Annotated in this window: 16 protein-coding genes; 9 read left to right on the top strand and 7 right to left on the bottom strand. The window is 38.2% G+C overall.

The features are described 5' to 3' along the window. The first annotated feature begins 102 nt into the window (after window positions 1–102). Window positions 103–2,358: an aminotransferase class V-fold PLP-dependent enzyme gene (locus CSC79_RS11155; protein ID WP_099295890.1), complete on the top strand. Its 2,256-nt coding sequence runs from the start codon at window positions 103–105 to the stop codon at window positions 2,356–2,358. 57 nt (window positions 2,359–2,415) lie between these two features. On the opposite strand, the gene CSC79_RS11150 is transcribed toward CSC79_RS11155, so the two are convergent. Beyond that, window positions 2,416–3,444, bottom strand: coding sequence for a LacI family DNA-binding transcriptional regulator (locus CSC79_RS11150; RefSeq protein ID WP_099295889.1), 1,029 nt, complete (start codon window positions 3,442–3,444; stop codon window positions 2,416–2,418). A gap of 352 nt (window positions 3,445–3,796) precedes the next feature. On the opposite strand from CSC79_RS11150, the gene pgi reads away from it, so the two are divergent. The 4 genes from pgi to CSC79_RS11130 all read left to right on the top strand — a co-directional run bounded on the left by pgi (window position 3,797) and on the right by CSC79_RS11130 (window position 11,649). Beyond that, window positions 3,797–5,440 (top strand): glucose-6-phosphate isomerase, encoded by a 1,644-nt coding sequence (gene pgi, locus CSC79_RS11145; RefSeq protein WP_099295888.1) that lies wholly within the window; start codon window positions 3,797–3,799, stop codon window positions 5,438–5,440. 259 nt (window positions 5,441–5,699) lie between these two features. Beyond that, window positions 5,700–7,172, top strand: a complete 1,473-nt coding sequence (gene zwf, locus CSC79_RS11140) for a glucose-6-phosphate dehydrogenase (protein ID WP_099295887.1) — start codon at window positions 5,700–5,702, stop codon at window positions 7,170–7,172. Window positions 7,173–7,174: 2 nt separating this feature from the next. Then, window positions 7,175–7,885 carry a 6-phosphogluconolactonase gene (pgl, locus tag CSC79_RS11135; protein ID WP_099295886.1) on the top strand — a complete coding sequence of 237 codons (711 nt, stop codon included), beginning with the start codon at window positions 7,175–7,177 and terminating at the stop codon, window positions 7,883–7,885. Window positions 7,886–9,000: 1,115 nt separating this feature from the next. Next, entirely contained in the window at window positions 9,001–11,649 is a 2,649-nt protein-coding gene (locus CSC79_RS11130) for a TonB-dependent receptor (RefSeq protein WP_099295885.1), read from the top strand. A gap of 133 nt (window positions 11,650–11,782) precedes the next feature. Here CSC79_RS11130 and CSC79_RS11125 read toward each other — a convergent pair whose 3' ends face one another. Then, window positions 11,783–12,796: a cupin-like domain-containing protein gene (locus tag CSC79_RS11125; RefSeq protein WP_099295884.1), complete on the bottom strand. Its 1,014-nt coding sequence runs from the start codon at window positions 12,794–12,796 to the stop codon at window positions 11,783–11,785. Between the two features lie 63 nt (window positions 12,797–12,859). Between CSC79_RS11125 and CSC79_RS11120 the strand changes: the two genes are divergently transcribed. The 3 genes from CSC79_RS11120 (at window position 12,860) to CSC79_RS11110 (ending at window position 15,656) form a co-directional block, all read left to right on the top strand. Then, a complete protein-coding gene (locus tag CSC79_RS11120; RefSeq protein WP_099295883.1) occupies window positions 12,860–13,555 on the top strand; it encodes a SapC family protein in 696 nt (231 codons plus the stop codon). 237 nt (window positions 13,556–13,792) lie between these two features. Further along, window positions 13,793–14,497: a SapC family protein gene (locus CSC79_RS11115; protein WP_099295882.1), complete on the top strand. Its 705-nt coding sequence runs from the start codon at window positions 13,793–13,795 to the stop codon at window positions 14,495–14,497. A 124-nt stretch (window positions 14,498–14,621) separates the two neighbouring features. After that, window positions 14,622–15,656 carry an isoaspartyl peptidase/L-asparaginase gene (locus tag CSC79_RS11110; protein ID WP_099295881.1) on the top strand — a complete coding sequence of 345 codons (1,035 nt, stop codon included), beginning with the start codon at window positions 14,622–14,624 and terminating at the stop codon, window positions 15,654–15,656. 27 nt (window positions 15,657–15,683) lie between these two features. Here the strand turns inward: CSC79_RS11110 and CSC79_RS11105 are convergent, their stop codons facing one another. The 5 genes from CSC79_RS11105 to dinG all read right to left on the bottom strand — a co-directional run bounded on the left by CSC79_RS11105 (window position 15,684) and on the right by dinG (window position 19,693). Continuing rightward, window positions 15,684–15,842: a DUF2496 domain-containing protein gene (locus CSC79_RS11105; RefSeq protein WP_099295880.1), complete on the bottom strand. Its 159-nt coding sequence runs from the start codon at window positions 15,840–15,842 to the stop codon at window positions 15,684–15,686. Then, the gene (locus CSC79_RS11100; RefSeq protein ID WP_099295879.1) at window positions 15,839–16,105 is read right to left on the bottom strand and encodes a late competence development ComFB family protein; all 267 of its coding nucleotides are present in this window, start codon (window positions 16,103–16,105) and stop codon (window positions 15,839–15,841) included. The genes CSC79_RS11105 and CSC79_RS11100 overlap by 4 nt, the downstream gene beginning before the upstream one ends. Before the next feature lie 126 nt (window positions 16,106–16,231). After that, window positions 16,232–16,840: a primosomal replication protein gene (locus CSC79_RS11095; RefSeq protein WP_099295878.1), complete on the bottom strand. Its 609-nt coding sequence runs from the start codon at window positions 16,838–16,840 to the stop codon at window positions 16,232–16,234. Between the two features lies 1 nt (window position 16,841). After that, window positions 16,842–17,618: a TSUP family transporter gene (locus CSC79_RS11090; RefSeq protein ID WP_099295877.1), complete on the bottom strand. Its 777-nt coding sequence runs from the start codon at window positions 17,616–17,618 to the stop codon at window positions 16,842–16,844. Next, complete coding sequence (gene dinG / locus CSC79_RS11085) at window positions 17,618–19,693, bottom strand: ATP-dependent DNA helicase DinG (RefSeq protein WP_099295876.1); 2,076 nt, start codon at window positions 19,691–19,693, stop codon at window positions 17,618–17,620. The genes CSC79_RS11090 and dinG overlap by 1 nt, the downstream gene beginning before the upstream one ends. A 60-nt stretch (window positions 19,694–19,753) precedes the next feature. Between dinG and CSC79_RS11080 the strand changes: the two genes are divergently transcribed. Next, entirely contained in the window at window positions 19,754–22,111 is a 2,358-nt protein-coding gene (locus CSC79_RS11080; protein ID WP_099295875.1) for a DNA polymerase II, read from the top strand. Window positions 22,112–22,348: the final 237 nt, after the last annotated feature.

The raw sequence follows: 22,348 nt of genomic DNA, 5'->3' as shown, positions 1-22,348 counted from the left end.
ATAGATAACGCACCATAGAGATGAATTGATTATTACACCGACCATAAAATTTATGTAGAATGTGTTATAAGATATATCTTTTAGTAATATGGTGCGTTTTTAATGTCCGAACATGTCCCTTGTGCAGATCTAACCGCACAAATTTATCTCGATGCAAATGCAACTACTCCCGTTTTACCCTGTATTGCTGATGTTGTTTTGCACACCATGCAAACTTGTTTTGGTAATCCGTCTTCTTCACACATAACCGGTATTCAGGCAAAACATTTATTAGAACAAACACGGGCACAAGCGCGAACAGTGATCGGGGCGCAATGCGGTGATATATTATTCACATCTGGAGCCACAGAAGGTATCCAAACAGCTGTAGTGTCAACACTAATTGCGGCTAAAGACCACTCAATTAAAAAGCCGGTATTGCTCTATGGTGCAACCGAACACAAAGCAGTACCTAACACATTAATACATTGGAACAAAGTTCTGGGTATTCATGCAGATGTGTTGGCAATCCCAGTGTTAAATGACGGAACCCTTGATTTAGGCTTTATTTCACAGCATAGCGAAAACGCCTTAATGATTTGTACTATGGCCGTTAATAATGAAACCGGTGTTTATCAAGATTTAGCTGCTATTGAAAAGGCTATTCGAGCGAATAATAATGATGTAGTTTGGATGGTTGACTGTGTACAAGCGCTTGGAAAGACACACCTTGCTTTGAGCCAAACAACGATTGATTATGCGCCATTTTCAGGTCATAAACTGTATGCACCAAAAGGGATTGGCATGCTTTATATTCGTCAAGGGCGTGAATACACTCCATTTATTGCTGGAGGTGGGCAAGAAAGTGGTATGCGCTCAGGGACAGAAAACTTACCCGGAATAGCGGGATTAAATAAACTGTTTAGTTTGTTGCTGGATGAAACGGATACGACGTTCAAACCTATAAGCGTACTGAACGAGTACCGCGATAAATTATATGCTGCCTTGACACATACATTTGGAAAAATCACGTTTAATCATCGGTTTGACAACAGTGTGCCGACAACACTGAACTTTTCTGTGGATGAGTTAAGTAGCAAAGAGGTGATGGATTTATTCGATGCGGCAGGTATACGTATAAGTGGAGGCTCAGCGTGTAGTTCTGGCGCAAATAGAAGCTTTGTACTTGATGCTATGGGGGCATCAGATTGGCAAAGTGAAAATGCTTTACGTTTATCATTTGGCCCTGCCATGTCAGCTTTAGAAGTTGATTTGGCATGTGAGCGAATTCGCGCGTTAAAGCCTATTTTACAAGCCAACTGTTTAGTTGTATCTGATGCATTGTCGCCTCAACAAGAAACATGTGCTTTAGGGTTAACTCAGTATAGGCATCAAGGTGCCTGTAGTTGGCTTTATGTAAGTGAAAATAAAGAGGCTATTCTTATCGATCCCATTGCTGAAATGCTTCCTCGACTTGAAAAAATAGTTAACACGCAATCATTAAAGATAATGGCTATTTTGGATACTCATGATCACCAAGACCGTATTTCTGCAAGACCACTTTATGAAAGTGCTTTCTCCACTGCTTTAAGTGATATTAAAACGGATGAATTAGGCTGGCCTGAACACGAAGATATACTTGATTTGATGCATATTAATCTGGAGCGCATAAAAACCCCAGGCCATAGTAAAGATAGTATGAGTTATCTAATAAGAAGCAAAAAGTCAGGCCGAGTTTTATACTGTTTCTGTGGAGATTTACTTCTGCCTGCGGGGCTTGGAAATACCTTATTAGCAGGGGGAGATGCAGATGAAATGGTCAATTCGTTGCGTCAGCTAAATCAAATCGTGCAAAATGACACGATGATTTGCTCCGGCCACGATTACCAACAGTGTTTTGCTATCAATTGGCATGCACAAATTCAACAAACCCCATTGCTAAGTGAATTGTTGTCGGGTGCAATGTCGGATGCTGAATTTGTTAAAACTAAACAAGAGAATGACGCTTGCACAATTACTCAGTCGGCGAGCTTATGTGGATTTGCTGCGACGTTTGACGAACCTGCCTTAATGCAGGTTGATCTAACTGAGGCAAAATCGATGCTGATAGAGAGTAATACATGCTTGATAGACACCAGAGAACCATACGAACATGATGCATATGATTTAAATAAAGTATTTAATTTGAAGAAAGGGCAAGTGATTAATATACCACTAAGTCGAATGGCCTATGCTTTAGTTTCTGGGAAGTTAGAGAAGACACAGCGTTACATTTTATTATGCCGCAGTGGTAATCGCTCAAAACAAGCTGCTAATAACCTAGTACATATTGGTTTTGAATGTGTTTACAATCTGAAAGGTGGGTTGGCATTACTTTAGCCGTCTTTGAGGTTGCCCAATAATAAAGGCGCTAACATGAGCGCCTTCTTGCTTTGCTTACAATTTTGGTCCTGAACTATCTCTTACGACAATTGAAGGAGTAAATGAAGTGATAATATCTTTATCTTGATTTCTAGCCCCTCTTGTTTTGGTAAATAACAAACGTGCAGCATGTTGAGAGATTACATCGTTTTCTTGATGTGCAGTTGTCAGTTTAGGCCATGTTTGGCGTGAGAAAGGAGAATTCTCGAAACCAGTAATTGAGAGCTGTTCGGGTATTTTTATTCCCATTAAACGCGAGGCGAAAAGCGCACCCGCGGCCATTTCATCGTTACCGCCTAAAATAGCAGTGATAGCTAATTTATTGTCATCAGCTAGTAACGCTTGTGCACCTTCAACACCTGATTCGAATGAATATTTACCATCATAAATAAACGCATCATTCGTTTGAGTATTATGATCTGCCAGCGCGGCTTTATAACCTTCTAATCGTTCACTTGTCGATTTATGTTCTTTATCACCGCAGATAAATCCAATGTTTTTGTGGCCATGCTTTAGCAGGTGGGTTGTTATCTCATAGGCGGCTTTAAAATCGTTAACATAAATACAGGTATCTTGGTCCTCTTCATTTGGGCGACCAGATAAAACACGAACATAATGGATGTTTAATTCATCTAATAAATTAGTAATGCTGCTTTGCTCGGATAGAGGAGGGGTTAACACTAAACCTGCAAGCCTAGAGCGCTTGATCATTGTTTTAAAATCATGCTCCATATTCGCTTCAGAATAACTGCATGGATGAATTACGAGTTCATAGCCTTCATCTTTGCAACGCGAGAGCACACCGTTTTGCATATCGATTACATAATAAGCATTGGGATTATCATAGACTAATCCAATAGTGAATGAAGACGTTCCAGCTAGATTACGAGCAGCAAGGTTCGGTTGATAATTTAGTTCGTTTACTGCTTCCATAACCACATCAAAGGTTTTTTTACGTACGGAAGGCTCTTTGTTTATCACTCGCGAAACCGTTTTCATTGAAACGCCAGCAAGCTTAGCTACATCATTTATGGTTACTTTCATACAGTTACTTATTAGGTTGTTATTATCGAGTTGTTTATACGTTTATCAAGCGTCGATATTTGTTATAAATCGAACCGATGAATTTTTAAAATCTTCATCAAGCCGACTAGTGTAGCTAATGTAAAGTAAAATTAGCAGTAAAATAATTGATAAAATTTTTATGATACCGGTGTCAAACGAGTAAAATTAAGCTATTATCCCGAATGTAAAATATAAAATTAGAGCATTGACAGCGTTGTCATTTTAACTTATCGTTAACTTTGTTTGTAGGTTATTAGACTATCGCTTAACTATATTTCTATAAAGATAGTTATAAATCAGTTTGTTGCAAGTTTATTAGGGGATTTTAAAAATGAGTTGTCGTTCACAACTGGCTAGTTGGCAAGCACTGAATATTAGTGCTGATAAGATGAAAGAAGTTCACCTTAAAGATCTATTTGCCAATAATAGCAGTCGATTCGAGCTTTTCTCGACTCAAACCCCAGGCATATTATTTGATTACTCTAAGCAACTTATTGATGAAAAAGTACTAAACCAATTACTAAAGCTTGCCGACGATTGTGATGTTGCTGCTTGGCGCGATAAAATGTTTTCAGGTGAAAAAATTAATTTCACAGAAAACAGAGCTGTACTGCATACTGCTTTGCGCAATAGACATTCCAGCGACCTAGTTGTTGATGGTGAAAATGTTAGTAATGTTGTGAACGCCGAACTTGGAAAGATTAAAGAGTTTGTAGCGAAAGTACGTTCAGGTGAATGGCTAGGCTATACAGGTAAACCTGTAAAGTCTGTAGTAAGTATTGGAGTAGGTGGTTCAAATCTAGGGCCACAAATGGCTACTGAAGCACTTAAAAGTTATGCAGACGATACACTTAATGTTCATTATGTATCGAATGCTGACGGTGTTCAGATATCATCGGTGTTAAAACAGATTGATCCTGAAACAACGTTGTTTGTTATTTCTTCTAAAACATTTACTACATCAGAAACAATGACGAATGCTAAAACCGCTGTTGATTGGTTTTTGAATTCAGCTCATGATGAAAAATCAATCGCCAAACACTTTGTGGCTGTGAGCACTAATTTAGAAAAAACGGCAGCTTTTGGTATTGCAAATGAAAACGTATTCACAATGTGGGATTGGGTAGGCGGTCGTTTTTCATTATGGAGTGCGATAGGATTACCTATAGCGCTTTACCTAGGGTTTGAAGCATTTGAAGATATACTTGCAGGTGCGTTTGAAGTAGATGAGCATTTTAAATCAGCGCCCAATGATAAAAATATCCCGCTATTGATGGCACTATTGAGCGTGTGGAATACGAGTTTTCTTGGTTATGATGCGCAAGCTATATTGCCATATGATCAAGCATTGCACATGTTACCGGCTTATTTACAGCAAGGTGAAATGGAAAGTAATGGTAAACACGTCAATTTTGCTGGTGAAACTGTTAATTATACGACGGTTCCTATTATTTGGGGAATGACGGGCATTAACGGCCAACATGCTTTTTACCAATGTTTGCATCAAGGTAACGTGATTGTGCCTGCCGATTTTATAGCCTCAGTTAAGCCGCAGGTAAGTGTTGGACAACACCACGATATATTACTATCCAACTTTTTTGCTCAAACAGAAGCAATGATGATGGGTGTTGATGAAAACCAAGTACGCGCAGATTTAACGGCTAAAGGTAAATCTGAGAGTGAAATTGAAACGCTGTTAAATCATAAAATACACAAAGGTAACAGACCGACTACTTCTATTCTTTTGGATGTAGTTGATGCAAAAGCAGTCGGGCGTTTAATTGCACTGTACGAGCATAAAATATTTTGCCAAGGTATTATTTTAGAAATATGCTCTTTTGACCAATGGGGAGTTGAGTTAGGTAAAGGGTTAGCGTCTAAAATAGAAGCTGAATTACTTGATGAAACAGTTAAACATACCCACGATAGTTCAACTCAAGGCTTAATGAACTACTACAAAGCGCACCGCGCTTAACAAATTTAGCGATTGGCATTAGTTAAATGCTTATTGCAAACCAAATACCTTTGAACGGGTAGCGCTGGAGTTCTTAGGGCCTGTATATTTGTGAGAGGATATGCAGAGCCCCTAAGGCTCATTTAATCAGCCGTATAAATCGAATTCAACAGGCTTTTTCTCGATGCGAAAAGCTGACATCACTTTAAACAACAAACGTATGCCTGAACTGCAATAAAAGCAGTCGACAACTGGGCAATGCTAACGTAGAGAGTTAATTATGCTAAATCCTTTTGATATTGTTATTTTTGGGGGCGGTGGTGATCTTGCTTTACGCAAATTACTTCCAGCAATGTATCGCGCATATCAAGAAGGGAATCTACCAGAAGGTTCGCGTATATTGCCGACCGTTCGAGAAGAAAGTAAACGTGCAGAATACATCGAAACCGCGCATGAAGCGTTAAAACAGTTTCTTAGTAAAGGTGAGTTTAACAGCAAAGATTGGAAAGCATTTTCTGCTTTTTTAGTTCCGGTTGTTACCAATGTAACCGAAGCGGATAGCGACTGGGATACATTAAAAGATATTCTCGATCGAGATTCATCAGAAAAATCACGTGTTTTCTACTTGTCATTACCACCTGCTGTTTACGGTAGTTGCTGTGAAATATTGTCTGTCAAAGGTCTGATCACCCCGACATCTCGTGTAGTGGTTGAAAAACCTATTGGTTACTGTGGCCAGTCAGCAGAAGAAATCAATGCAAAAATTGCTGAGTACTTTACAGAAGATCAAATATTCCGTATCGATCATTATTTAGGTAAAGAAACAGTTCAAAATTTAATGGCACTGCGTTTTTCAAACTCATTGTTTGAAAATATGTGGGATGCTAAATCGATTGATAACATTCAAATTAGCTTATCAGAAACGGTTGGTCTTGAGAGTCGTGCAGGGTTTTACGATAAAGCCGGTGCATTACGTGATATGGTACAAAACCATCTATTGCAACTACTTTGCCTTGTTGCAATGGAGTCGCCTAATAAGTTAAATGCCAATAGTATTCGCACTGAAAAATTAAAAGTGTTGGAATCTTTACGTCCATTGGTCGATGGCGATGTTGATGACAATATTATACGTGGTCAATATGTACCAGGTGATTTAGACGGTAAAATTGTCCCAGGATACTTAGAAGAGTTGAACGAAGGCGCCAGCAAAACAGAAACATTTGTCGCTATTCGTGCTCATATTGATAACTGGCGCTGGGCGGGTGTTCCATTTTATTTACGTACCGGTAAGCGCATGGCCAAACGCTGTGCTGAGATTGTTGTTGAGTACAAAAAAGTATCGCACAATGTTTACGGTGATAATGTAGGTAAAATAGAACCAAATCGCCTTGTGATCCGTTTGCAACCGGAAGAAACCATCCAGCTTACTTTGATGTCAAAACGTCTTGATAATCTTGAAATGCAATTAGAACCCGTCACTATGAATATTGAGTTATCAGAGGCTTATAGTAATGGTTTTCATTCTGATGCTTACAAGCGCTTAATGCTAGATGCAGCGGCAAATAATCCGTCACTATTTATACATCGTGATGAAGTAAGGCAAGCATGGAAATGGATTGATCCAATCATTAAGCGCTGGCAAGAAAAAGGTAAACCTGCATTGTATCGTGCTGGTAGCTGGGGCCCAGAAGATGCGGATGATCTTCTTGCTGAAAAAAATCATGTATGGTTTAACACTGGCGAAAAGGGATAAGCATGGCACATATTACTGAGAAGTTTTTTGATTCAAAAGAAGCGCTTACTGCTGAATTATCAGCTAGTCTTGAGCAAAGCTTGGTTTCGGGTATCAAGAATGACGGACGTGCTGTATTACTGGTATCTGGTGGTTCATCGCCGGCACCTGCATATAAGCATCTGTCAAACCTTGAACTTGACTGGGACAACATCGATGTGGCTATGGTTGATGAGCGCTGGGTAGATGTTGAGCACGAGAAAAGTAACGAAGCGTTTATCAAAAGCACGTTGTTACAAAACCATGGTGCGGCTGCAAACTTTATCACTATGAAAAACGCAGCAGAAACTGCAGAGCAGGGCAGTAAAGAGTGCGAAAAGGCTTATCAGCAATTAAAGCAAGCTTTTGATGTGACAATTTTAGGCATGGGGCCAGATGGTCATACTGCGTCATTGTTTCCACACGCACAAGGCCTTGAGCATGGCTTAACAACTTCGCAATTGGTTTGTGCAATTAATGCGATTGAAAGTGATGTAACAGGAACTATTACTGAACGAATGACTTTAACCTTGTCTGCTATTGCGCAGTCTAAAGTTGTTAAGTTACTTATCAGTGGTGAAGAAAAGTTAGCTGTTTACAAAGCTGCAAAAGCAGGCGGAGACGTTGACGATATGCCACTTCGAGCAGTTCTTAATCACCCAACGATAAATATAGAAGTTTACTGGGCTCCTTAACACAATAGTCCCAAGTATTAGAAATGCAGACATTTAGTCTGCATTTTCATTTCTACACTTGTTTATTTAATTTTATCTTTAGTTAACACATCAACTAATTCTTCATATCAAATATAAAAACCGCTTTCTCTAAAACGTCAGGCAATGTATTTAATTTTTAGAACCTCTCCTCACTAGCATGTTGAATATTGATGCTGTCAGATTTGCACATACCCATGTCACCTTAAGATCTGAGCGTTGTTGGGCGTTTAGCTGTTACTTAACCTGAACTCTGGTTAAGAGATGTACTAATATATTGATATTAAATCAAAAATACATTTATAAGTCTCCAGCCGGCAGCTTTTAGCGATAACAAGGCGAATCTATGCGTCAATAGCTGGTCTACTGCAAGTAAATTCAACGTAGTTAGCGTTGAAAGTAGCCGCTGGAGATAGATTTATTATCCAGGTTTCAGGTTACTTACTCTCATCCTTGTTACTTTTTAAAAGGGTTTGCCACTGTTGCAAAGTAACGTCTTGATAGTAAAACCATTTTAAAATACTGAGTTCTGTATTTTGGGGTAGATGGACATATAGCTTTTGTTTAGACGTTAGCCTTTTAATTGAAGACTTGTTATGAACATTAAATAAAGATAGACATGTGATGATGAGGCCTTTATAATCCAAAATGACAACGCTGTCATTGATATTGATAACTATTTACTTCCCCTTGGTTTGTTTTATTTGCCCAATAACAAATCATTATCTTTATAAACAGCTAATGTTGATTTTACAGAGATTTTGCTCATTAAAAAGCTTAAGTGGAGCGATAAGTTTACATGTTATTGCGATTGAACCGCCGTTTTTACCTTTATTAGGTATTTCTTTTTTCTCATTTGATATTAAATCATGGTATATTTGCGCCGTTAAAATGTAACAAACTATTCATTTACATTTTTAATTTCACCTTAAATCAATAACTTGCTTTTTTTTGAGTTTTTTTCGTACAGAAATTAGCTAAAAAATGTAGCACAAATGTAATTTAGGGTGTATGGTTTGTTACTAGATGACAACGCTGTCATCATCACTGGGCAGAAGTGATAAATAAAACCAACAAAATGATTCAAGGGGAATCCTGTGTTAGCTAAAAATTTTAAAAAAAGCTTATTAGCAGTAAATATCGGTCTTGTAATGAGTGCCGGATTCACTGGTGCTGCATTCGCGGCTGAAGAAAATAAAGTTCAAGAAGATGTTGAGGTAATTGAAGTTCGTGGTATTCGCGCATCAGCTAAAGCGGATATTAACAACAAGCGTTTCGCAAATGCAGTTGTTGACTCAATCACTGCCGAAGACATCGGTAAGTTTCCAGATAAAAACGTTGCTGAGTCACTATCACGTATCACTGGTGTAGGTGTTAGCCGTGAATTTGGTGAAGGTGAAAAAATCACGGTTCGTGGTTCAGATCCTACTAAAAACCGTACTTTGCTAAATGGTCAAAATGTAGGTACAGCGGATTGGTTTATTCTTGATAATCCGTCACGTAGCTTTAACTTCACAATGTTACCTTCATCATTGGTAAGTAACCTTGAAGTTTATAAATCACCAGAAGCGCGTTTAGATGAAGGCTCAATCGGTGGTACCGTTATTCTTCACACTCGTAAGCCTCTAGATTTGGATTCTGGTACGACCAATATCACGCTACAAAGCCAATATTCAGAAGCATCAGAAAAACATGATCCATTAATCGAAGGTCTGTTTTCATGGAAAAATGAAGACGAAAAATTTGGTATCTTGGTTTCAGGCTCTAAGTCAGAGCGTACTGTTCGCCGTGAAGGTTTTGAAGTACTAGGTTGGGATGCACACAGTGACGGTACATATACACCGCGTACAATGGGTGTGCCGGTTTTCCGCCAAGACCGTGAGAGAACAACATTCTTCAGCGCAATCCAGTTTGCACCATCTGATGATTTTAGCGCAACACTTAACATTCTAGACTCAAATATGGATGTTAATAATACAAACTCTAACTTCCTTCTTATGAATCCGGCAAGTAGCTCTACACTTAGCTATGAAGGCGCAAATGCTGTTAAAGGTTCAGCCGGTACAGATGTACGCTGGAACCACATTAACCGTATTTCAAGTACTGATACAAACTCTATCCATTTAGATATTGATTTTGCTACTGATTCATTCACTATGAATGTTGAACTAGGTAGTACTGAAGCTGAAGGTGGCACGCTTAACGAAACTTCATGGGAATATGGCGGCCAAGGCAACTATAACTTTGATTTAACTGGAAGTACTCCAACTGTAAATGCAGGTATTGACGGTACTGACCCATCTAAATTCAACGGTGGTTGGATTTGGGGTGGTAATAAACCAACGACTGATGAAGAGTCTTACGCACAAGTTGATTTTGATATCCCAGTTGAAATGGGTGCATTTACAGCGATTAAAGTAGGTGTTAAATATCGCGACCAAAAGCGTACTCAAGATAGAGAAGCATACAGCTGGCATTGGGGTTATGCAAATGACGGTGAAAGTGCTAACTACATGAACCAGATTCTAGCGGCCGATTGCCCTACATTAGCACAGTGTGACCTATCAGTAGGCACAGATAGCGTTGGTTCTGATGTTGTTAATGGCGATATTACTCAGCAGTTAACTCACAACAGTGCGAAAATGCTTGAGCTAGGTTTAGGTCCTAACGCATCTTACGCAGCCCATAAAAACTTAGCTGAAATATTTGAAGTTGTTGAAAAGAAAACATCTTACTACATTCAAGGTGACTTTTCAGGTGATGACTATCGCGGTAACTTAGGTGTACGTGTTGCACAAACCGATCAAGACTCTTCTGGTTACTTGTATTCTCCAGATTCTTGGGGCCTACTAACAGTTGATAACCCAGGCTTAAACCCAGATTTAGTACCAAGCACATTAGAGTGGAAAACTGAATCACGCACTTACACTGAGATTTTACCAAACTTTAACTTGTCATATGACCTAGCGGAAGATCAAATTGTTCGTTTATCTGCTGCACGTACAATGGCTCGTCCAAACTTCTTTGACATCTCACCAATTACAGCACCTGGTGACTTAGGTGAAGACAACCCTACAGCTCAAGCAGGTAACCCTAACTTAGACCCGCAGTTAGCAAATCAGTTCGATGCTGCTTGGGAATTCTACTTTGATGATGCATCTTTGTTTGCAGTTACATTGTTCTATAAAGATATAGAAAGCTATGAAACATCTGGTACATATAGCCAAGATTTCTATGACCAAGAAACTGAAACTTGGGTATCAGCTACGGTTACGCGCCCTGATAATGGTCCTGGTGGAACAACTACTGGTCTTGAAGCATCATTACAGTATGACTTAGGTGATGGTTTTGGTTTATCTGCTAACTACACTTACACTGATGCAAACAATGATGCTGAGCGTGACGTAATGAAACCTGGCTCAGGTTTGGTGATGGGTGCTTCAGAGAATATGTTTAATGCATCAGCATTCTATGAAGAAGACTTGTTCTCAGTTCGTGCAATGTATAACTACCGTACTTCTTGGTATAAAGGTTTACATTCATCTGGTGCAGAGCTTTGGAATGATGACTACGGTCAGCTTGATTTTAGTGCCAACGTAAATATTACTGAAAATATTTCAGTTGTATTTGAAGGTATTAACTTAACTGATGAAAAAGTTGTTGAGTACAACACTAGTAAAGACCGTGTATTGTCAATATACCAAAATGGTCGTCGATTTGTACTAGGTGCAAACTTCAAATTCTAATATATATTGTTAGATAAAAATGCCGCTTTTTAGCGGCATTTTTTTTGCCCAACTTACAAAGTCAATGTGATATTAAAAAGTTTATCAGTATAATGAGTTAAATAAGTTGGTGGTTTAATGTGTTGTTAATGAATTAGTGGTTGTTGCTTTTCATTCTTGAATTTAGTGCTTTATATGCCAGTTTAATTTTGTTTTTATTGCCACATAATATTCCATCATAGTTTTTGGTTTTTTTAGTGAAAGGGTCTGATTTATTGAAAACATAATAATCAAAAATTTTTTGCCATGATTTTCTCTGATGCTCAGGTAAATGTCTAATTGTTAAAATGCTATGTAATAAACTATCGGGAGCATTATTATTTATACTCTTATCCGTGGTTTCATTTTTCCACCAATAATTAATTAATATATTTATTTTTTCAGTTGCTTTTACATTATGCCACCACAGCGGTGGAATAAATAAAGCTTCTCCTTCATTTAGCGATGCCTTTAATACTTGATCTTTTACATTTGAGAACTTTGGAAACTTAGTAAGGTCAGGTTGCGAAAAATCGACTTGACTAACAGCGGGACCCGCTATGGAAAAATCCAGAGGCGCAACATATAAATTTGAAATAGCTTCGGCAGGAAGTAGATAAAAAGTTCTTTTACCGCAAAGGTTTAAAGCTATATTATGCTCGCAATCATAGTGTCCAGGGACTGTTGTGGCATTACCAATCCAAATTCGAGGATCAATACTTGCTAAAAAGTCTGGGGATGGATTATTTTTTAAAAATGAAGTTAAGCAATCTTTAATTAGAGCACTTTGAACTGCAATGACCTCGGTGTTCTTTAACTTTAAATTAAGGATAAGCTTTTTAAGCACTGATTGAAAAGGAGCATCGTATTTTTTAAAAGTATAAGACTCAAAAGTATTATCTGAAAAGCTTATTAAACCGTTGTGTTTTTCATCAATAACTAAAGTATTAACAAGTTCAGGTTTCGCTTGACTAATCAAGTGTCGTAATATTTTATCACCTGAATGTTTTGCAATTTCTAATGATGGCCAATTATTAAATAAGTTGGTTAAAATAATTGGGCTGTCTTTTTTTTCAAGATAACTCTTTAAATCATCAATTTCTTCAACATTAATTCGTTGTATCTTCATCCTTTAACTTACCTTGAATACATGTTATTTTTAATAAAATAATAACATATTGATGAGTGATTTATGTCAGAAAATTATGAAATATTTAGCTTGGAAAAACATAAAGAATATTTTGTTCAAATTAGTGGTGAATATTCATACGCTAGCCATCTACATATGGTGAGTATTGTACCTAGTGAAATTGCAAAAGTAGCTTTAAACTTCCCAATTTCTTTTATTAAGTCAAAAAATGATAGCTATCATATGGTTGCTATTCTGGGTCTACAGGCGGGATCTAATGTGTTCATTAATGATGGGCATTTTGATACGGTCTATGTGCCACAAAATATCGCTAAATATCCTTTTGCATTGGCAAAAAATACACATGATGATGTAGTAATGGCGGTCAATCCCGATGTGCTCAATACGCAAGGCATAGGAACTGCTTTGGTCACAAGTGAAGGGCAACCTTCTGAATATACAATTTCAAAACAAAAGCAATTATTGGATCTGGCTGAGCAAGAATTACTAAGCAGTCAGTTTATTGAAAAGTTAAACGAATTAGGGCTTCTGACTGAGCAAAGTTTTAAATTTGATTTAGGTGATGGTGAAAAAAAGCAAATCTCAGGGTTGTTTTCTGTAGACAGAGACTTATTAAACACTATAAGCGATGAGGATATGTTATTGATGCAAAAAAATGGCATGCTTGAGGCTATTTATTCGCAGTTAATTTCATTAGGCCAATTCCAACGTCTAATAGACAAGTCAACGAAAAGTTAAATTTCAAACTAAGGGTTCTATAATGTGACAAGTCATGTCGTTCACACATAGATGCTTAATTAACCTTCCTATGTAAGCAAATTGAAGTAGTTTAGGTTAATCTAATTGGTGTCATTCAAAGTAGTAAATCTGAAGTACAATTTGCAACAAAATTTTCACTTCCTTTTTGTGTTCAAAACCTTTAGCCTTAGGGCACTAACAGCAAAAACATAATTTATAATTTAATGGAGCAGTAACATGGCGGAGCAACAAGTACAGCCTTTACACAATGAAAAACATGCCAACACTAAAATTCAAAACGGCATCAATGTAGAATTTTTAAAATCACAACATTTAGTACCAGTTGTTGCACACGAGTTTGCTCGTGTGGCAAATGAATTCCCAATGTCTTTTGTTAAAAATAATGAAACAGGTCAATTTCAAGCGGTTGCTATGTTTGGCCTAGAGCCAGGCGAAAACTTATTTGTTCAAGACGATAAATGGACTGCTGCCTATGCACCTATGGCAACAACACGCTACCCACTAGGTTTGGTTAAGCACCCGCAAGAAGATCAATACGGTATTGTTATTGATGAAGCAAGCCCGCTTGTTGGTGAAGAGCAAGGTAGTGCTTTATTCGAAAACGGTGAAGAAACTGATTATTTAAAGCGTCGTAAAGAAGCATTAGTATCTTTTATTGAGTTTTCTCAAGTAACAGAAGCGTTCACTAAGTTTTTAGCTGATAAAGAGCTGCTAGTTGCACAGACACTAACAGTTGATATTAAAGGCGAGAAAAAAGACATCAATGGTATTTACCTTATTGATGAGAAAAAACTCAATGAACTAAGCGATGAAGACTTTTTAGATCTTCGTAAACGTGGTTATTTAGCACCAATGTATTCGTTCTTAACGTCTACTCATCAAGTAGCGCGTTTAGCACGCTTAAAAGCTCAACAAGCTTAATAAAGCATGTATGACGAAAAAGCGCCACTAGGCGCTTTTTTTATGCGCTTTATCTGGTAAAGGTTGTAATAGGAGGTGATTTTATACACAGTAGTATCACATTGAATAAACTAAATAGAAATACATGAATAAATTAGTCTTAGCTAGTTTAATAAGCGTTACCTCGCTTATTGTTAGTCCACAATTGTTTGCCAATACAAAACCGTTCGCAATCGCTATCCATGGCGGTGCAGGCACTATCGAAAAGAGCAGATTTACACCAGAGCAAGAAAAAGCATACAGAGCTAAACTCAAAGAGGCAGTAGAGACAGGTTATAAAGTGCTTGAACGAGGTGGAGAAAGCCTAGATGCCATTACAGCTGCTATCAACGTCTTAGAAAATTCCCCTTATTTTAATGCCGGCCGTGGCGCTGTATACACATATGATGGCAAGCATGAGTTAGATGCGTCGATTATGGATGGACGTAACCGCCAAGCAGGTGCTATTTCGGGTGTGAAACACATTGAGAATCCTATTAACTTAGCCCGTTTAGTTATGGAGCAATCAGTTCATGTAATGCTTAGCGGTCAAGGTGCTGAGAAGTTTGCGGAAAATAACGGTGTTCCGTTAGTTGAAAACAATCTATTTGATACAGAAAATCGATATAAATCTTTATTGAAAGCCAAAGAAAAGCTAGATAAAGCAAAGCAAACAAGTAAGGACTACCAAGCTGCACATTCAGCACTGCCTGCTAACTTTAAAATGGGCACCGTAGGGGCTGTTGCACTTGATAAAAATGGCAATTTAGCAGCAGGTACTTCTACCGGTGGTATGACCGCAAAACGCTTTGGTCGTGTTGGTGATGCACCTATTATTGGTGCCGGTACATTTGCTGAAAACGAGTCGTGTGCAGTGTCAGCAACAGGGCATGGCGAATACTTCATTCGTTACACTGTGGCTGCAGATGTTTGTGCCCGTGTAAAATACCAAGGTAAAACAATTTCACAAGCAGGCGATGAGGTTATCAACGGCGTGCTTAAACCAATTGGAGGAACGGGCGGTGTGATAATTGTTGATAGGGAAGGAAATATGAGTATGCCGTTCAATACTTCAGGTATGTATAGAGCAAGCAAATCAAACACGCAAGCTACTTACGTTGGTATATTCAATGGAGAGTAATCATTTTTAAAAATGAAAGCGCCTAATTTATGTGGGTGATGCAGTCAGTTTATTTGTGTAATCACCCTTAATAATCTCTAATGCTTTTAACACATCTTCTGGTTTAACATTGTTTTCTTCTAATAATTGAATGAGATCAACGGCTAGTTTGATATGGGTAGGTGCTTGTTCAAGTGCTTGGCTCATACTTTTCCTTTTTTTGCGATTTGGCTGATAGCAACATCTATTGCAATGTTAACTTGGTTTTCCATGTGAATTCTCTCGTCTTGTGGCAAATAAAAGGCCATATCAACATCAAAACGAATATATCGTGGTGTTAACTGGTTTAACACAGTGCAACAAAAATCCGCCATTGTATCATCGTCATACTGCTTATCTAACTTTCGCTTAATTATCTCTTCAACCACTATTTTTTCAAAGTAGTTATGTATATCATCATGGAGTCTCACGGCTTTACTCGCTTAGTTTATATCATTGATTTTAGTTTATACTAAGGTGTTGGATAAATCGAATATCTGCTGCAAAATCGAGCGTTAAATTATCGACTATACAAATAATAAGTGTGAATAGGGTAGCTAGCGTAGTTGTTTTTTTTCAACAAGTTGGATTTTTTCTTCAGTGGCCGATATTGCCTTTCTACACCGGCCCAAGCGGCCGTGTAAGGTTAATATTTCTAAATTCAACTCAGAGGCTTTTGCGGGTCCGACATTTTGCATTTTTAGCTTACGTTCTTCTATCATTAATACCAGTCTTCGCTCGAACTCATGATTTTGTTTTAATTCATCATAGAGTTCATGAATCGGTTGCATGATTTTCTTTGCGGCTTGCTGAAAAGCTTTTGTCTTATTGCGGGGTTTGAATGTATGTTTATTTTCTTTTGCCCAGATCGGTGTTGATTTAATAACATTAAATACAGCCTCTACTTGGTTGCCAATACGTTCAAGGGCATAATTGTAAGCGTGGCGATGCTCTGCTGGAGGCAGCTTTGCTATTTCATCCTCTATTTCAATCACATAGTCAGCCAAGTTTAAGCTTTTAGTTGAAAAAACACGACGATCAAATAAACTTGGTTGAGCTTGCATATAGCGATTTTTAGTAAGTAATTTAGCATTATCAAACTTGATTGCTTGTTGCTTGAGTGTATTTATTTGCTGACAAAGCTTTTCAAACGCGATTGATTGCATATTATAAATATGCCTCATAAATTAATTTAAGCGCTAAAATAATCACAACAGTATTAAAAACAGGCTTGATAAACTTACTACCAAAGCGGATTGCAGAGTGAGCACCCAGCCATGCACCTAGCATAAGAAACAGCCCCATTGTGACACCTAATATAAAGTTAACATGGCCCAGAGCAACAAAGGTGATTAATGACACAAAATTTGAAACAAAATTCATGGAACGCGCTAACCCACAGTTTAACAGTAAGCTCATTCTATAAAGTAAGCTGTTAGATGCAGTCCAAAAAGTACCGGCACCTGGTCCTGCTAATCCATCAAAAAAACCTAGGCTTAAGCCTTGCAACCATTGCTTAACCTTTGTTGAGCGATTAAGAGGAGGTAATGCATGCTCTTCAGTCGCGCTCATGTTACCGAATAAGCTATAACAAGCTACAACAATAATCACAACGGGTAAGAGTTTATTTAAAAACTCGATGCTTAAGTAATCAACAACAAGCGTACCTATTAACGCACCTAACCCCGTCGCTAAGATCGAAGCAGCCCAAAAACGGGGATTAAATAGTTGTTTACGAAAATACGTTACGCTTGCGGTAAGTGAACCAAAGCTTGCGGCTAATTTATTCGTGCCTAGAGTCAAATGTGGCGGTAACCCGGCTGTTAATAATGCTGGTACAGTTAACATACCGCCGCCGCCGGCTATGGCATCAATGAAACCTGCGGCCAGTGCCACAGCGCAAAGGAGTGCCCATGTTGTTGGGTCAAGTGCAAGTTCAAACATTAATAGTCTATTTGTCTTTTAAAAGGTGGAAGTGTATCAAGCATGGCTTTTCCATATCGCTTGGTTACTAATCGGCGATCAAGAATTGTGATTCGTCCCTGATCGTTTTCTTTTCGAAGCAGTCTACCACAGCTTTGTACTAATTTCTTTGCTGCGTCGGGCACAGTGATTGATAAAAATGGGTTTCCACCCTTACTTTGTACAAATTCAGCTTGAGCTTCTTCTATCGGTGAAGTTGGCACGGCGAAGGGAATTTTAGTTATCACGAGGTTTTCAAGATATTTACCGGGTAAATCGAGTCCTTCGGATAGACTTTGTGTGCCAAATAATATGCTACCTTTCCCTTGTTCTATATTTGTATTATGTTTTTTTAAAAGCGCTTCTCGAGACATCTCGCCTTGTACTAAAATATCTATATTTTTTAAACGTAATGCTTTGACCACATGATCCATCTGCCAATACGATGCAAATAGCACTAAGTTCGCTTGTTGTTGATTTAAGTGTTCGGGCAGAACAGAGGCTAAATGATCACTAAAATCTTTATCGGTAGGTTCAATAGTTGATTTTGGGATATGTAAAGTAGCTTGATTTGGATAATCAAAAGGTGAAGGCACTTTGAGGTATTTAACGCCTTCCTCTTTGGCTAATCCGCTTTCGTATGCAAAATGATCAAAAGATCCCAGAGCTGTTAAAGTGGCTGAACATAAAACAGCACCCGCACATTGTCGCCAAAGTTTATCTTTTAAGTAATAACCCACTTCGATAGGACAGTCACTTAATAGATGATCATGATGGTTCTTATACTCTAACCGTTTTATCCAACGCGCATGGGGAATGCCTTCACCTTTATTAGCATAACTAAACCAAAGCTTGTTAAGTTGTTCTAACCGATTTATGTAATGACCACTTTCGCCCAGTATGGGGTCGGCTACATAGGGTTTGATATCGCCATCACTTACATCTTGTACTAATGTATCGTGCATTTTATTTAAACAGCGAAGAGCATCCAGAGTAGCTTCACTAATATCTTTGGCTTTATTGTATAACGAATCGGGGATCTCACCATGTTCAAAGCGATAAGTGTCATCTTTAGAGTAGTTAAAATCGGCCTTGTCTAATATATCGCGAACAACTTTTAGGTCTTTATTAGCATCGTTAACGCTGTCGCATAATTTAAAGTTTTGCCCTATGGCTTTTTGACCTACTAAAATTTTTGCCATTTTCCCACTGAATTTTGTGAGTTTGTCTAACCAGTCAATGGTGCCTTTTATAGTGGCTGCCGCAGAAGAAAAATCACGTGTTATATGTGCTAAATGATGAGCTTCGTCGATAACATAAATGGTGTTATCTGGCTCGGGCAAAATTTTACCGCCGCCCAAATCAAGATCTGCCAGTAATAAAGAGTGATTGATGACCAATACATCCATTTGCATTAATCGTTGACGAGCGAGCTGAAATGGACAAGTTTGATGTGCTTTCATTTGTCTTTGACAGGCGTGCTTATCGCAAGCAATTAGCCCCCAAACACGATCTGGAATAGTATCAGCCCAGCTATCTCTATCGCCTTGCCATTTTTTATTGGTATATGCATCATAAAGTTGTTTTAGGCATTTTGTTTCCATCGGACTCAAAGGAGAGTTCAGCGTTGGCATGAACTCCATTTGTGTTTGGCTATCGCCATTTATAGCATTGTGCAGCTTATGTGCGCATATATAGCGTTGACGACCTTTAACTAAATCAAATTTAAAATCAAGTCCAGAATGAGTTTTAAAAAACGGCAGTTCTTTACTTATAAGCTGCTCTTGCAATGCAACAGTTGCGGTTGAAATGACGAGTTTCTTTTTTTGTGCCAGTGCTAAAGGCAAAGCGCCTAGGCAATAAGCGAGTGATTTGCCAGTACCAGTTCCTGCTTCAATAACGCAAATACGTTGTTTTTTATGGTATTCGCCAGCAAGTGTTTTCGCAATTTCAGCGACTAAGTAGTTTTGGCTGCTACGAGGGCGGTAGTCGTTCAGGTTATCGGCCACATGCTTATGAATTTTTCGTATGGTGGTTTTTAATGGTTCAGAAAGCATGGGTGAATAACCTAAAGTATGTATATAATTACAGTGCTACATATTAATTGGGATCGGACATTGACACAAGCAATCTATCAAGGCTTTATACTTTCAAGGCAACAATACTCTCCTAATAAGTATAACCACCAAGAAGGCATTACTCTGTGTTATTGGCTGTCTAGTGATAGTGGCCCAATAAAAGTGTTAATACCTAATCAATCGGCTTTATTCTTTATACGCGCCTCAGATGTTGAAAAAGCAAACGCTTTATTAAAATCAGCTGCAATCCCATTCGACATAAAAGAGGTATCAATACACCACTTCGACTCAGAAGAATGCGTCGCCTATTATTTTTATTCAACTCAAACATTATATCAAGCACGTACCCTACTTGAGCAGTCAATCTCAATATATGAAGCGGATATTCGCCACACTGACCGCTTTTTGATGGAGCGCTTTATTCGTGGCAGTGTTTATGTCACTGGAGAGGTCACACGAAAACAAGGTTACATTCAAATTAATCATGCGCAAATCAAAGCGGCTGATAACTATATACCTTCATTTAAGCGTTTATCGTTAGATATTGAATGTAGTGGGGACGGGGTGCTTTTTTCAATCGGCCTTGTTGGTGATGACATTGATTGTGTATTGATGATTGGCGAGCCTATGACATCTAAACAGTCAATTGTGTGGTGCCATGATGAGCTTGATTTACTCAACCAGCTTCAAGCTTTTATCTTAAAAGTGGACCCCGATATCCTCATCGGCTGGAATGTCATCGAATTTGATTTTACTGTACTTTACAAGCGTGCTGAAGAGCTTGGTATAAAGTTGTTAATAGGGAGAGATCATTCACCTCTTTTTGTAAAGGAAGGTCATTTTACGCGCTTAACATTACCGGGTCGTTGCGTTATTGATGGTATCGATACGTTAAAGAATGCAACGTATCACTTTGATAGTTTTTCGCTTGCAAACGTGAGTCACAAAGTATTGGGTGAAGAAAAGCTGATAAAAAGCAATAATCGTTTAAGTGAAATTGTTCGTCAATATAATGAAGATAAATTAGCACTTGCAGCTTACAATCGCCAAGATTGTGTTCTAGTCAATCGAATATTCGACACACTCAAACTTATAGACTTTGCCGTTGTTCGTACTGAATTGACTGGCTTAGAACTAGAGCGGATGGGGGGCTCCGTGGCTGCGTTTACTAACTTATACTTGCCGTTACTCCATAGAAGTGGCTATGTTGCACCTAATTTAGGTGAGCATGGTTTAACGTTTGAAAGCCCTGGAGGTTATGTTATGGAGTCAACACCGGGGCTTTACAAAAACGTATTGGTTTTAGATTTTAAAAGCCTATACCCTTCTATAATGCGTACCTTTTGTATTGACCCATTGGGCTTAATTAAAGGCCTTGGTAATGTGAGTGATGCAATCCCTGGCTTCTTTGAAGCTTATTTTTCAAAAGAGCAGCATCACTTACCAAACTTAATCAAAGAGCTTGCAGCGTCTCGCCAACGTGCAAAAGAAACTGATCAACCTATGTTATCGCAGGCGATTAAAATTATAATGAACAGTCTTTATGGTGTGCTCGGTTCAAAAGGCTGTCGTTTTTATGATCCGCGCTTATCGAGTTCGATTACCCTGCGTGGCCATGAAATCATGCAAACCACACGTAAATGGCTAGAAGAACTTGGCCACACAGTTATTTATGGCGATACAGACTCGACCTTTGTCTGTTTAGATGAAGCGATGACAGCACAACAATGTAAGCTGGAAGGAAACCGGCTAGCGCATACCATCAATATAAAATGGCAAGAAGAAATAAAAAATCGATTTGATTTAGAAAGTTATTTAGAAATTGAATTTGAAACTCACTACAGTCCCTTTTTTATGCCTACTATACGCGGAAAAACAACTGGGTCTAAAAAGCGCTATGTAGGCCAAATTAATAATGATGGCGATAAAAGGCTGGTATTTAAAGGCATGGAAACAGTTCGCAGCGACTGGACACAGCTTGCACAAGAGTTTCAGGTAGCGCTTTTTGAATTGTTATTTAAAGATAACTTTGACGCCACAAATTTAACAACGGTTATCGAAAGTTATATCGAACGGTTACATGCTGGCGAGTTCGATAGTAAGTTAATCTACCGTAAACGCCTAGGGCAACATTTATCAGATTACCAAAAAAACATCCCACCTCACGTACAAGCTTTAAAAAAATATCAAGCTAACAACCCTGAATTTGAAATAGCAAAGGGACAGGTTGTTGAATATGTATATACAGATAGCGGTGCGCAATTACACCAAATTGGCAACAAGTTTGATTATGCAGTTTATGTCGAAAAACAAATAAAACCTATCGCTCAAATGATACTCCAACCATTAAAGTTAGACTTTCAAAGTACAAAAAAGAGCCAGTTAGACCTGTTCTGATTGTTGCGAAAAAAGAAACTAAGTTCCCACAAGCAAAACAATGCGTAACAATTTTAATAAATTACCAGTTGCGATTGTCCCTTAAATAAGCATATTTGTACCCCTTTGATGCATTTTTTGGATTAATTACTTAAATTAGTTTAATTATTCGTGAACAGATGTTGGCAGTCGTGTTTTTTTTGTTTAGTATCTTTGTGTGATTGCAACGTTATGTTCGCAATCGTTTACAAAAGCTAA

It is taken from the genome of Pseudoalteromonas sp. 3D05, assembly GCF_002723455.1.
Classification (GTDB): Bacteria; Pseudomonadota; Gammaproteobacteria; order Enterobacterales; family Alteromonadaceae; genus Pseudoalteromonas.
This window is presented reverse-complemented; position numbering and strand designations above follow the sequence as displayed.